The organism is Thalassotalea sp. G2M2-11, assembly GCF_017168195.1.
In the GTDB taxonomy this organism is placed as follows: domain Bacteria; phylum Pseudomonadota; class Gammaproteobacteria; order Enterobacterales; family Alteromonadaceae; genus Thalassotalea_E.
In genome coordinates, this window is sequence record NZ_JADNYL010000002.1 from 344,984 (window position 1) to 357,648 (window position 12,665).

At 39.7% G+C, this 12,665-nt stretch carries 13 protein-coding genes; 3 read left to right on the top strand and 10 right to left on the bottom strand.

All coding sequences use genetic code 11. From position 1 onward, the window contains the following. Window positions 1-4 precede the first annotated feature (4 nt). The 5 genes from IV514_RS07400 to IV514_RS07420 all read right to left on the bottom strand — a co-directional run bounded on the left by IV514_RS07400 (window position 5) and on the right by IV514_RS07420 (window position 4,311). The gene (locus tag IV514_RS07400; RefSeq protein ID WP_206484317.1) at window positions 5-541 is read right to left on the bottom strand and encodes a chalcone isomerase family protein; all 537 of its coding nucleotides are present in this window, start codon (window positions 539-541) and stop codon (window positions 5-7) included. After that, window positions 531-1,046 carry a DUF2878 domain-containing protein gene (locus IV514_RS07405; protein ID WP_206484318.1) on the bottom strand — a complete coding sequence of 172 codons (516 nt, stop codon included), beginning with the start codon at window positions 1,044-1,046 and terminating at the stop codon, window positions 531-533. Before IV514_RS07405 ends, IV514_RS07400 begins: the two co-directional genes overlap by 11 nt. 97 nt (window positions 1,047-1,143) lie before the next feature. Beyond that, window positions 1,144-2,403, bottom strand: a complete 1,260-nt coding sequence (gene lolE, locus IV514_RS07410; RefSeq protein ID WP_206484319.1) for a lipoprotein-releasing ABC transporter permease subunit LolE — start codon at window positions 2,401-2,403, stop codon at window positions 1,144-1,146. Further along, a complete protein-coding gene (gene lolD / locus IV514_RS07415) occupies window positions 2,403-3,092 on the bottom strand; it encodes a lipoprotein-releasing ABC transporter ATP-binding protein LolD (RefSeq protein ID WP_206484320.1) in 690 nt (229 codons plus the stop codon). The genes lolE and lolD overlap by 1 nt, the downstream gene beginning before the upstream one ends. After that, entirely contained in the window at window positions 3,085-4,311 is a 1,227-nt protein-coding gene (locus IV514_RS07420) for a lipoprotein-releasing ABC transporter permease subunit (RefSeq protein WP_206484321.1), read from the bottom strand. The genes lolD and IV514_RS07420 overlap by 8 nt, the downstream gene beginning before the upstream one ends. A gap of 248 nt (window positions 4,312-4,559) precedes the next feature. On the opposite strand from IV514_RS07420, the gene IV514_RS07425 reads away from it, so the two are divergent. Next, window positions 4,560-6,632, top strand: coding sequence for a M13-type metalloendopeptidase (locus IV514_RS07425; RefSeq protein WP_206484322.1), 2,073 nt, complete (start codon window positions 4,560-4,562; stop codon window positions 6,630-6,632). Window positions 6,633-6,802: 170 nt separating this feature from the next. On the opposite strand, the gene IV514_RS07430 is transcribed toward IV514_RS07425, so the two are convergent. Continuing rightward, complete coding sequence (locus IV514_RS07430; protein ID WP_206484323.1) at window positions 6,803-7,054, bottom strand: hypothetical protein; 252 nt, start codon at window positions 7,052-7,054, stop codon at window positions 6,803-6,805. A 341-nt stretch (window positions 7,055-7,395) separates the two neighbouring features. On the opposite strand from IV514_RS07430, the gene IV514_RS07435 reads away from it, so the two are divergent. Beyond that, the gene (locus IV514_RS07435) at window positions 7,396-8,247 is read left to right on the top strand and encodes a mechanosensitive ion channel family protein (RefSeq protein WP_206484324.1); all 852 of its coding nucleotides are present in this window, start codon (window positions 7,396-7,398) and stop codon (window positions 8,245-8,247) included. On the opposite strand, the gene IV514_RS07440 is transcribed toward IV514_RS07435, so the two are convergent. From IV514_RS07440 to rimK, 4 genes are read right to left on the bottom strand one after another with little or no spacing between them, the layout of a single operon-like run. Then, on the bottom strand, window positions 8,244-9,113 hold the full coding sequence (locus IV514_RS07440) for a mechanosensitive ion channel domain-containing protein (RefSeq protein ID WP_206484325.1): 870 nt from the start codon (window positions 9,111-9,113) through the stop codon (window positions 8,244-8,246). The genes IV514_RS07435 and IV514_RS07440 overlap by 4 nt on opposite strands. A 23-nt stretch (window positions 9,114-9,136) precedes the next feature. Further along, window positions 9,137-9,568: an ATP-dependent zinc protease gene (locus tag IV514_RS07445; RefSeq protein WP_206484326.1), complete on the bottom strand. Its 432-nt coding sequence runs from the start codon at window positions 9,566-9,568 to the stop codon at window positions 9,137-9,139. Between the two features lie 15 nt (window positions 9,569-9,583). Next, entirely contained in the window at window positions 9,584-10,594 is a 1,011-nt protein-coding gene (locus IV514_RS07450) for a succinylglutamate desuccinylase/aspartoacylase family protein (RefSeq protein WP_206484327.1), read from the bottom strand. A 28-nt stretch (window positions 10,595-10,622) separates the two neighbouring features. Beyond that, window positions 10,623-11,528: a 30S ribosomal protein S6--L-glutamate ligase gene (gene rimK, locus IV514_RS07455; protein WP_206484328.1), complete on the bottom strand. Its 906-nt coding sequence runs from the start codon at window positions 11,526-11,528 to the stop codon at window positions 10,623-10,625. A 274-nt stretch (window positions 11,529-11,802) separates the two neighbouring features. Here rimK and IV514_RS07460 point away from each other — a divergent pair, with 274 nt between their 5' ends. Next, window positions 11,803-12,648: a LysR family transcriptional regulator gene (locus tag IV514_RS07460; protein WP_206484329.1), complete on the top strand. Its 846-nt coding sequence runs from the start codon at window positions 11,803-11,805 to the stop codon at window positions 12,646-12,648. Window positions 12,649-12,665: the final 17 nt, after the last annotated feature.

The window sequence follows — 12,665 nt, forward strand, 5'->3', positions numbered from 1 at the left end:
GTCTCTATTTCCCTAATAATTGCTGTCTTAGCTCTGGTTGACTCGACTTTGGTGATAACCAAATCGCTAAAAATAATTGCCCAAAATCACGACCTTGAATATGGCCTAAGTAGTCATTATTGAAATAAAACACACTGGCATTTTCACTCACTAACAACGCGAGTCGATCCCCTTGTTGTATATCAGGCCATAGCTTTGCAAGTTTTGGTAAATACGCTTGATAACGCGCCTGATTTATCGATAAGTGTTGCCATTGCTCAACCGTACGGGTTAACAGCTCTCCAGCTTTAATGTCTTTAAGGTATTGAATTTCAAAAACTAAATCTTGATTTTCACAGGTATCATAATCACCGGTACTCGATAATAATCGGCTATCGTAAATGTCCCAAAATAATACAGAAAACCTTGCCTGACCGATGACAGTATATTTTGCTATATCAAGTGTGCTTGGTGGCAATAGTTGCGGCTTTGCAACCGCTGAAAAAGAGCAGACAATAACAACGGCAACTAGCCCAAATATTAACTTACTATTAAGTAACATTAGTTTGCTCCTTTGTGAGAATAAAGAGCACAATTTGGAAAAAAATGAGCATCAACACTGACCAATAGATCGCTAAAATACCTAAGGTAAAACTGATTGAATAACCAAAATTCACGGCGGACAATTGATATCCTGCGTAATAGCTCAGTGGTGCAACGATCGCACCACAAGCAATTTGCAAAAATGGTAAGTTCGCTAAAAAGCTCAGGCTGTGAGTTAAGGTAGCAGCAAAGCAACACCATAAAACCATTAGCCACATCGGGATGAATACAGAATTGAAAATATTGTCGTTAAATTCAAACACACCTATCCAGATCAATGCGCTATCAAAACAGATGCCTAATAGCGCAACTAAGAAGATGACCTGAGCGTCTTGTCGACGCTGAACAACAGATAAACGAATGAAGTGAATCGTTAGCCACAACAGTGCGATAGGAATAAACAAATTCCCCCACAGCACCAAGCCTAACCAAGATATTTGAAAGCCAATAAAATTAAACCACATTGTCTTAATAAATAATGAAATTTATTAACAATACGGCTTATTCAGCCATTTGGATCAGTGGCAAATCGAAAGTAATCGCTTAAGTAACTATTGACGTTTATAACTGCCCTAAAACTTGAGCCGGTTCAACCTTCGTTGCTTGCCACGCAGGATAAATCGTGGCGATCAAGGTTAATAGCAAAGCAATCGCAATAGTGAACCACACATCCGATGGGTTGACATAGGAAGGCAAAAAGTCAATAAAATAGACATCACCCGATAAAAATTTCACGCCAATCCATTGCTCAAGAGTTTGAGAGAAAGCCGTTAAATTATTCGCCAGATACACACCTAAACCACCACCAGCAATACTGCCCAATACGCCGTTAACTAACCCTTGTACCATAAAGGTCAACATGATCATAGTCGATGAGCCCCCCATGGTTTTTAAAATAGCGATATCGCCACGTTTTTCATTAACTGCCATGATTAAGGTTGAAACAATATTAAAGCTGGCAACTGCGATCACTAACACTAAGACAATAAACATCACCATACGCACTAATTGAATATCGTTGTATAAATGTCCTTGCGTGCGGGTCCAGTTATACAGATACAGGTAGTACTCTTTAAGCAAGTAGCCGGCATCATTAGCAACTTGGCGAACTTCAAACACATCATTGACCCGTAGCCGAATGCCTTGTACCTGTTGTTCATTATAATCGAGAATTTCTTGCCCTTTATGCAAGTTAATATATACCTGATTATTGTCTATCTCTCCGCCAAATTTAAAAATACCAACCACAGTCAAATTATATTTTTTCAAAGCACTGATACGCTGACTTACCTTTGCTTGATGCTCCATCGAAGGTAATAACATAGTGATACCATCATCAATACTAACCCCCAGCTTATCTGCAATTCCTTGACCTATCACCACACTATTTGGCTGATACAACTGCTGCCAACTGCCTTTGGTTAAATACTGCACAACACTAGAAACGGATTGCTCTAACACAGGATCAATGGCTCGAATTTCAACGCCTTTAAGTTGTTCACCTTTTTGCATCATTCCTTGCAACTTAATCACTGGAGCAGCCGCAACAATATCGGGATGTTGCTGCACTTTTTGCACATTTTGTTGCCAATCATTTACCGGACCTCGCCCTGACATTAATTCAACATGTGGTACGATTGACAATAAATGCTGCGCTAATGCACGCTCAAAACCATTCATCGCGGATAAGACAATAATTAAAATCATCACTCCTAAGGCAATACCTAAGGTTGACGATGCCGAAATAAAAGAAGCAAAGCCCTTGCCCTGACGGTTAGAAATATAACGTATCCCTAAAAAAAGACTCAACGGTTTAAACATTAATCATTGTCCACAAAAGGTTTTAACTGGCCGTGATCAAGACGCAATTGGCGATCCATTTTTGCCGCTAAGGTTAAATCATGAGTGACAATAACAAAGCTGGTTTGAACGCTTTGATTAAGCTCTTTCAATAACTGATATATCTGCTCTGCGGTATCGAAATCTAAATTTCCTGTCGGTTCATCCGCTAACACTAATGAAGGTTGAGTTACTAATGCTCTGGCGATAGCAACCCGTTGACGCTCTCCTCCCGAAAGCTCTGAAGGTCTGTGATGACTACGATGCGCTAAGCCAACTTGCGCTAACATTTGTTCGGCTTGCTGCTGAGCACTTTTGGGCTTATCTCCTCGTATGAGTAGCGGCATTGCCACATTTTCCAACGCCGAGAATTCCATCATTAAGTGATGGAACTGATAAATAAAACCAATATGTTGATTACGAAATTTGGCTTTTTCATTGTCGGATAATTGATGAATATCAACCCCATCTATGATCACTTGACCATCTGAGGGCTTATCTAAACCGCCGGCTAAATGTAAAAACGTACTTTTACCGCAACCAGAGCTTCCTACGATGGCTAACAGTTCACCTTTTTCTACGGTTAGGTTTAAATCATGTAAGACAGGAGTTTCAATGCTTCCTTGAAAATAAGATTTATGCAGTTGTTTACACTGTAAACCACTATTCATTTCGTAACACCTCAGCAGGTAGAGTATTAGACGCGCGAAACGCCGGATATAACGTGGCTAGAAAACTCATGATCAAGGCGGTAAGTGCAATAATCGCCACATGAGACCATTGCAAATCTATCGGCAAAGCTTGAGTACTATAACCAGCCCCCAAGACACTGACACCAAGCAATTCGATAACCGAATTAAGATTTAACGTTAATACGATTCCAATAATAGTACCTAATAAAACACCCCAAAAACCATTGATCACGCCTTGGCTGATAAATATTTTAACAATACCAGCACGAGTCATACCAAAAGTTTGTAAAATCGCAATTTCACCTTGCTTATCAATCACCACCATCACTAACGCCGAAACAATATTAAATGTTGCCACCGCGACAATTAAGCTGAGCATGAGCCACATCATATTCTTTTCCATTTTAACGGCAGAAAATAATCGCCCCTGAGTGGTATTCCATGAAGTAAAGGTTAAATAATTAAGTGAATCTGGCCGAGCATTAATCACAGATTCAGCCGCAAAGGCATCATCAAGGTATAAACGTAATTGGCTGATGCCATCACCACTGCGGCGAAGTAATTTAGCGGCATCTCGGCTGTGAATATAAACCACACTATCATCCACTTGCGAGCCAACATTAAAGAGCCCAACTAAGGTAAATGTACGTTGCATTGGGATACGCCCCATGGGGGTAAATAACGTTTTATGCGGTAAGACCAGTCGTACTTTGTCTCCCACTTGCACAGCTAATTGCTGTGCCAATGACTGTCCAATAACCATGGTATAGGGCTGTGATAATAGTGATAAATCCCCCACTATCATCTGTGAATTGACGATTTTATCTTTCTCCTGACTCGGCATCACCCCTTGCATTAATACCCCTTGTAACTGAGTATTGGATAACACTAACGCTTCACTTTCGATTAGAGGCGTGACATCTTTAACATGTGGCAAAGTTAACAGCTCGGTTTGTAACGCTTGCCAGTCAGTGATTGGTTGATCATCTTCGCTAACAATCACATGAGGTACGATGCCTAGGATGCGTTTTTTCAGCTCGCCTTCAAAACCATTCATCACCGACACCACCGTAATCAATGCTGCAACACCGAGTAAGATACCAATGATAGAGAAGAAGGTGATAAATGAGACAAAACCAGAACGATTTCGACTGCGACTATAACGTAAGCCAATAAAAAAACTAATCGGATGAAACATTTACCTAACTTAATTGTGTGAATTGCACGACTGGCAGATGCTAGAAGCATACCACCCTTTGATCTAAAGACAAATATCCGATGATGGAAATCTATTGATTCTACTTGTTAATCGAATGTAAACTAACCACACCATGTACATATTTGTACAAAAAGGTAATTAGATTGCCATAACAGTGGCAATTCTAGTCACTAACCCTTAGTATTTCTTAGTGAACAACACATTCATTTTTACTTTAGAGCAAAACAATGAAAAAAATTATAACAAGCGCTGTATGTTCTTCTCTGCTTTTGGTTGCAGGTTGTAACGATCAAACAGCATCAAACGACGCAGTGAAAGCTGAAGCTCCAACAACGAAAAAAACAACCCTTGCTTCAGGTATCGAAAAAGCCAATATCGACAAATCTGTACGCCCACAAGATAACTTTTATCAGTACATTAACGGTGGCTGGTTAAAAGCAAACGAGATCCCTTCAGATAAAACAGCGATTGGTTCATTCTATGACCTTCGCGATACTGCTGATGACAACGTTAAAGCAATTATTGAAGAGTTGGCCGCGACACCTAATTTACAAAAAGGCAGTGACGAGCAAAAAGTAGCGGATTTATTCCGTTCTTATATGGATACAGAAACCAGAGATGCTGCAGGCATTACGCCAATCGAGCCAATTTTAAATGAAATCAAAAATTTAAAAGATAAAAGTGACGTAGCACGCTTTTTAGGCGAATACCAAGCTAAAGGTGTTGGAAGCCCATTAGCATTTTATATCAGTGTCGATGCCAAAGATTCAAGCAACTATGCGACACACATTTGGCAAAGCGGTTTAGGTTTGCCTGATCGCGATTACTATTTTAATGAAGCTGAGCGCTTTGCAAAATTACGTGACGGTTATGTTAAGCATATTGCTAACATGTTCCAGTTAGCTGGCCTTGAAAATGGTGAAGCAGCTGCGAAAACCATTATGGACTTTGAAACCAAATTAGCCGGTTTTCATTGGACACGCGTAGAGTCTCGCGACAGCAACAAACGCTACAATAAATTTGCCGTTGATGAATTAAATACCTTAACTGATGCCTTTGACTGGCAAGCATACCTCAATGCACAAGGGGTGGCGAAACAAAAAGATATCATCATCAACCAGCCAAGCTTTATTAAAGGCTTTGGTGAAACCTTTGCGACAGCTTCGTTAGACGATATTAAAACGTATTTAACTTTCCATACCTTAAGTGGTTTCTCCAGCTACTTGAGTAAAGATATCGACCAAGAAAACTTTGAATTTTATTCAAAACAACTTCGTGGTCGCAATGAGCAACGTCCACAGTGGAAACGTGGTGTTTCAGTGGTTAACGGCAACTTAGGTGAAGTTATCGGTAAGGTCTATGTGGCCAAACACTTCAAACCAGAAGCTAAAGCCCGTATGAGTGAGTTGGTAGAAAACTTACGTAAAGCTTACGGTGAAAGCATTAATGAATTAGACTGGATGTCTGATAAAACCAAACAAGCAGCACAAGTAAAATTAGCTGCGTTCACGCCTAAGATTGGCTATCCGGACAAATGGCAAGATTACTCAGCCCTAGAAATCAGTGCAGATGATCTCGTTGGTAATATTATTCGTGCCAATCAAGTTGAGCACCAAAAACAAGTGGCAAAACTTGGCGGTCCAATTCAAAAATGGGAATGGGGCATGACACCACAAACCGTCAATGCTTACTACAACCCTACAGTGAATGAAATCGTCTTCCCTGCCGCGATCTTACAACCGCCATTTTTCAACATGGCTGCGGATGATGCAGTAAATTACGGTGGTATTGGCGCAGTTATCGGCCACGAAATGGGCCACGGTTTTGACGACCAAGGTAGTCGCTATGATGCCGAAGGTAACCTGAAAAACTGGTGGACTGATGCCGATTTAGCCGCATTTAAAGAACGCACTGATGCCCTAGTTGCTCAATACGCTGACTATCAAGTATTTGATGATCTTAAAGTTAATGGTGAACTCACCTTAGGTGAAAACATCGGTGATTTATCTGGTGTCACTATCGCTTATAAAGCCTATAAAGCTTCTTTAAATGGTAAAGAAGCCCCTGTTATTGACGGGTTAACTGGTGATCAGCGCTTCTTTATGGGTTATGCACAAATTTGGCGCTCGAAAATGGTAGAAAAAACCATGCGTAACCGCGTAGCAACTGACCCGCATTCTCCAGGTGAGTTCCGTGCACTAGGTTCACTTTCAAACATGCCTGAGTTTTACAAAGCATTTGATTTGAAAGAAGGTGATGCTATGTACATCGCTCCGGAAAAGCGCGTAAAAATCTGGTAATTAAAGCATGTTTAACTTGCCTTATGTTAAGCTCTTAGCATAAGGCAAGTGTATTACCTGAGACACATTACTTAATAGTGATTATCTCTTAGAAAACAACACCTTATCTAGCTCAAAAATACATCAACTGACATACTACACTTAGTAACAGCAAAGCAATCATATCTTGTTTATTTAACAACCACTTTACCACCAATCATTTTGTAAGCGGCCACACCTCGTATCAATGTTTCGCGAGCAAACACTTTTTGACAATTTGGGCATTGGCAAGGTGTTGCTGTGTGATCGTTAACGATGCGTTCCTTAAAACACTTAACTAACGCTCCCTTGCCTCCTTTTCGATACTTGAATAATAAGGTTTTACAGCCAGCACAATAAATATCGACAGTTTTACTGGGCCCTTTTTTATTTGGTTTTGCCATATTGAGCTCGATGATATTGCATAATTGACCACATATAATGTTAAATCGATGACATTAACATGTTTGGAATTTTTCTGACATAAAGCACAACTAAAATGAGCGTAGATAAAGCTATTTTTTCTCTTGAGTTCCAGTGATTTATCGTTACAATTGCGCTGATAATGAGTTAAATAAAATGAATGGCTGAGCAAAGTGAGAAAAAGGCAAGATTGGTATATTAATGGTTTTGTACTTATCTTTATTATATTAAGTGTGCTTATTGCCTCTGTCGCTTAACCACAGTTAACCATAACAATTACCATGTCAGCTCAACTGGCTCACTCATCAGGTGTCTACATATAATGCAACAACCAGCGCTTCAACTTGACAAAATCATCGCTTTTTTCGAGCCAGCCATCACAAATAAACTACTACTAACATTTTTGTTAATCGTCTTATTTTTTGTTATCAAACGCATATTGGTTAAAGTCATACGTTCAAAATCAAAGCAAGATAAACGCCTGCAAATTAATATTGTTAATAACCTATTCACTTTCTTAATGATCATAATGATTTTTAATGTGTGGTCATATGAAATTCAAAAATTTGCCATTTCAATTGCCGCATTTATTGTTGCTATCGTGCTGGCAACACGCGAGTTCATTCAGTGTTTTATTGGCTTTATCTATATTATTTCTAGTCGACCATTTCGAATTGGTGACTGGATCCAAGTAGGGAAGTACTCTGGCGAAGTACATTCCATTGACTGGGCAAAACTCACCATTTTAGAAGTTAATAGAGACGACTATCAATACACAGGTAAAACCTTGTATGTGCCTAATAACCAATTATTCACTTCAGTGATCAAGAACCTTAACTTTCTTAAGCGTTATGCCATGCACCATTTCACTATTGTCCGTGACAATAGTGTTAATCCATTTAACTTTATTGATACTTTGTATGAAAAGGCGCATGCATACTGTGATGATTTTAATGATGTAGCTGTACGCTATAACCAATTGATTGAAAGCCGCTTAGAAATTAATATTGCTGGGCCAGATCCTCATATACAAGTTGCCACCTCTGAGCTAGGTGATACTCAAGTGTTCTTCACAATCTTTTGTCCTACAGAACTTGCTCTTGAGATAGAACAAAAACTGACGGGTGACTTTATGCAGTTATGGTTTGCCGAAAAAGCAAAAACCGCTATTTAATCAAGCTTAGCTCGATTAATCGTCAAATGACCATCAATATGCACGTCACGTTGTGGAAATGCCACAACCACACCATGCTGTTCAAACAATTCATCGAGACGAAAACGGATGTCACTGCGTATGGTGCGCAGGCCTCCTTCGACGGTTGACTTGATCCAAAATGTCACTTGGAAGATCAATGCATTATCACCAAAGTCTTCAAATGTTACCACCGGAGCAGGGTCAGATAATACTCGTTCTTGCTCCGATGTTGCTTGCATAATAAGTGCTGCCACTTGTTTCGCCGAGGAACCGTAAGCAACACCGACTCGAACGGTAGTTCTGACCAATTGATCCACTAAGGTCCAATTAGTCACCGTATTTTCCAGTAGTTTACTATTGGGGATAAGCAAATGAACACCATCAACCCGCCGAATACGAGTTGATCGCGTATTAATTTCTTCAACCACCCCTTTGGCATCATCAACTTCCAAAAAATCACCTATTCGAATCGGACGCTCCCACATCAAAATCCAACCACTAATAAAGTTATTAATGATATTTTGTGCACCAAAACCCACGCCGATTGCAATCGCCCCCGAGAGAAATGCAAATGCCGTTACAGGAACATTTAATAACTCTAAAATAGTGATCACAATGATCACAATGGCAACAACGTATAAGGTTCGTTGCAACAAGTGAATACTGTTCGGATCTGTCTTTTTATCGGTTAACAGATTAGTTATAAATTTGACCAACCAACGGGTAAGTACAATACCAACAATTAATAACACAGGTACAAGCAACATATCAGCCAAAGTGATGGGTTGCTCCGCAATGGTCAGTACCGTTTGCGATAAAATAGCGGTCATTTGTTCAATACTCATCGTGTTCACACCTATAGTTACCGTTACTCTGCTGAAGCTACATAAGCTCTAGCAGGATCCACTAAAAATCGTTTTCCCATGCCCTCTCGGCCTAATAACATTAAGTAGCTCATATCAGAACGATCCGTTAAGGTGATTTCTATCGGCCAAATATCTTTGCCAAGTTTAATTGGTGTTTCAATCACATATCGTTGTTCAGTGATGCCATTAGAAGACTTCACTTTACGAATATCACTTAACAAAGCGCTACAGTTAACCACTTGCTCAACATTATGTACATTTGGGTGAATATCAAATGACACACCTGGCTTACCGTTTATCGTGGTTTCAGTAATATTATCAACATGTAAAGACGACGTTTTTGCCCCAGTGTCAATTCTTACTGACATGGTTTCTATCATCAAATCCGGCAATGAAATAGACTCAAGCCGTCCAATAATTGTTTTATCGCTCATATATATAACCTTAGTCTAGTTTTCTGGTAATAAATCATCTTGTACTGTTTCGATCTGATCCGCGATGTGCTGATCATCTTCCTCAAAATAAGCAATGTGGAACATAGCCTCTCCTTCTTGCACTAACGGAATATTTTGTTGGCCAATTAAAATTCCCGAACGATTCGCTTTTACCACATCAAACACTTCACCGTACGGACTACCAATTTCAGCCAAGATATCCCCTTTCTTCACCGAATCCCCCAAACTAACTAAGTGATTAACGATGCCACTGGCGTTTGCCCTTAACCATTGGCTGCCATTAGCAATAAATGGCTTAAACACTTTTTTTCGCGGTGATTTTCGTTTCATCCCTAAGTGCTGTAATACATTGATAATGCCTTTCATACCCGCTCGGATTGAAAACTCATCAAACCTTAATGCTTCACCTGCTTCGTACAATAATATTCGGGTATCATTTTTAACAGCCGCCGCACGTAATGAGCCATCAATAATACTAGCATTTAAAATTACTGGCACACCAAAGACTTGCGATAACTCCTTAGTTTTCTCATCATCCATATTTGCTCTTAACTGTGGCAAGTTTGAACGGTGGATCGCTCCTGTATGTAAATCAATACCATAATCACAGTGTTTAACCACCTCGTTAACAAACACATTTGCCACCCGACCCGCTAACGAACCTTTTGATGATCCTGGAAAGCAGCGGTTGAGATCCCTTCTATCAGGCATATAGCGGCTTTGATTAACCACGCCATATACATTAACCATGGGCACAGCAATAACAGTGCCTTTACTAATATTAAAACTTTTTTGCTTAATTAAGCGACGAATAATTTCAATACCATTAAGCTCATCACCATGCACAGCAGCGCTGATAAAAATAATAGGACCTGGCTTTTTTGCACGAATAATATGCACAGGTAGCGAAACATCTGCATCGGTATAAAGTTTTGCTACCGGCAGTTCTATTTTTCGCTGTTCACCCGGTTTGATATCAAATTCACCAATTCGTAAATTGTCCATATTATGCCCCTGTTAATACTAAAGTTAATCAACCTTTACCACGTGTTTTCGTACTAAAGGAGTTAGCTTTTTTAGCAATAAAATCAAATACCATTCCAGCAACATCTTTTCCTGTAGCCTGTTCAATACCCTCTAAACCCGGAGAAGAGTTCACTTCCATCACCATAGGTCCATTTTGCGAACGCAGTAAATCAACACCACAAAAGTTTAACCCCATCACTTTCGCAGCATTCACAGCCGTTTCACGTTCCTCTTTCGATAATTTCACCACTTTAGCACTGCCGCCACGATGCAAGTTTGAACGAAACTCTCCTTCCGCACCTTGACGTTTCATGGCCGCAACAACTCTTCCACCTATAACCAAACAGCGAATATCTGCGCCACCTGCCTCTTTAATAAATTCTTGTACGAGGATGTTTGCTTTTAATCCCATAAAAGCTTCGATGATTGCTTCCGCCGCTTTTGCTGTATCAGCTAATACCACCCCGATACCTTGCGTGCCTTCAAGCAATTTGATCACAACTGGTGCGCCACCAACATTTTTTATTAAATCCTTAATATTATCAGGCTTACTAGCAAAACCTGTGCGCGGCAAACCTATCCCTTTACGTGACAATAACTGTAGTGAGCGTAACTTGTCTCTTGAGCGGCTAATCGCCACAGATTCATTGACATTAAAAGTGCCCATCATTTCAAATTGTCTTGCCACAGCAGTACCATAAAATGTTACCGAGGCGCCAATTCTTGGAATAATTGCATCATAGCTTGGAAGCTCATGCCCTTGATAACGAACGGCAGGACGGCTACTGGTAATATCCATGTAGCAATGCAAGGTATCAATAATATCAACCTGATGACCTTTGGCTTCGCCAGCCTCTTTCAAGCGACGAGTGGAATACAAATTCGGATTTCTGGATAAAATAGCAATTCTCATGTGACTTAACCTTTTTTCATTAAACACTTGAATGAAGATTCACTCAGTGAGGTAAATTTAAGGTGGAGTGTATAGACAACAAACAAATCAATAAAACGCAATATTTCGATAGGTTTAATCAAAATTTTTGATTAAACTAAAAATATTGATAAAAAAGGTACGTTTTTTGTTCGTAACGAGTATTGTTTTGAGCAGATAGTTCAGTTCATCGCATTATTATTGTATGTAAACACCGAATGACAATGCACAAAGCCCCCTAGTTTTAGGAATAAAAATGAAAATCGAATTATTAAAAACTTTTTTAGAAGTCAGCCGAACCATGCACTTTAGAGCCGCGGCTGAAAATTTATTTCTTACGCAATCCGCCGTCAGTGCTAGAGTCAAATTGCTGGAAGATGAATTAGGGGTATTATTATTCGATCGCAGCCAAAAACACTTAAAACTCACCCCAGAGGGCCATCGCCTGATCAAACACGCCAATGAGTTAATTTTTATGTGGCAAAAAACTAAGCAAGATGTGGGAATTGCCCAAAGCGATAACTATCAATTAGTTATTGGTGCTAAAATGAGTATTTGGGACATAATATTGCAGGACTGGTTAACAAAAATTCATCGCAATATTGAAGATCTCAGCTTACTCACCAAGACCTACTCCCCTATTGAACTACAAAAAAGTTTACTCAGCAGGGTGACAGATGTTGGCTTTTTATTTGAGCCGCCTTATACCGAAGAGTTAATCACAGAAAAAGTGGCGACGGTACCACTACATTTAGTTTCTACCGAGGCAGAGCAAACAGATCTGAATGCTCTGTTACACAATTATATTATGGTAGATTACGGTGAAGCCGTGAATGCCCAACATCGCAGAGCACACATTGACTCGCCGCCAGCAAAACACTTTATGAGTCATCCGCGTGTCGCTTTAAACTTTCTACTAGATGCAGGAGGCAGTGCTTACTTACCCAGACAAATGAGTTTTGAATATATTGAAAAAAATCAACTTTTTGTTGTGGAAGATGCCCCCGTTTATTCACGCGATATCTTCGCCGTTTACGCGGCAAAAAGTCATAAAATTGATATTATCAAAGAAACGATACAACTCTTTCCACAAGTCAATTAATCAGCGATTAAAAATAA

Coding starts and splice junctions, on each gene's coding strand:
- IV514_RS07400 (WP_206484317.1), bottom strand. CDS start 541: ATGTTACTTAATAGTAAGTTAATATTTGGGCTAGTTGCCGTTGTTATT.
- IV514_RS07405 (WP_206484318.1), bottom strand. CDS start 1,046: ATGTGGTTTAATTTTATTGGCTTTCAAATATCTTGGTTAGGCTTGGTG.
- lolE (WP_206484319.1), bottom strand. CDS start 2,403: ATGTTTAAACCGTTGAGTCTTTTTTTAGGGATACGTTATATTTCTAAC.
- lolD (WP_206484320.1), bottom strand. CDS start 3,092: ATGAATAGTGGTTTACAGTGTAAACAACTGCATAAATCTTATTTTCAA.
- IV514_RS07420 (WP_206484321.1), bottom strand. CDS start 4,311: ATGTTTCATCCGATTAGTTTTTTTATTGGCTTACGTTATAGTCGCAGT.
- IV514_RS07425 (WP_206484322.1), top strand. CDS start 4,560: ATGAAAAAAATTATAACAAGCGCTGTATGTTCTTCTCTGCTTTTGGTT.
- IV514_RS07430 (WP_206484323.1), bottom strand. CDS start 7,054: ATGGCAAAACCAAATAAAAAAGGGCCCAGTAAAACTGTCGATATTTAT.
- IV514_RS07435 (WP_206484324.1), top strand. CDS start 7,396: ATGCAACAACCAGCGCTTCAACTTGACAAAATCATCGCTTTTTTCGAG.
- IV514_RS07440 (WP_206484325.1), bottom strand. CDS start 9,113: ATGAGTATTGAACAAATGACCGCTATTTTATCGCAAACGGTACTGACC.
- IV514_RS07445 (WP_206484326.1), bottom strand. CDS start 9,568: ATGAGCGATAAAACAATTATTGGACGGCTTGAGTCTATTTCATTGCCG.
- IV514_RS07450 (WP_206484327.1), bottom strand. CDS start 10,594: ATGGACAATTTACGAATTGGTGAATTTGATATCAAACCGGGTGAACAG.
- rimK (WP_206484328.1), bottom strand. CDS start 11,528: ATGAGAATTGCTATTTTATCCAGAAATCCGAATTTGTATTCCACTCGT.
- IV514_RS07460 (WP_206484329.1), top strand. CDS start 11,803: ATGAAAATCGAATTATTAAAAACTTTTTTAGAAGTCAGCCGAACCATG.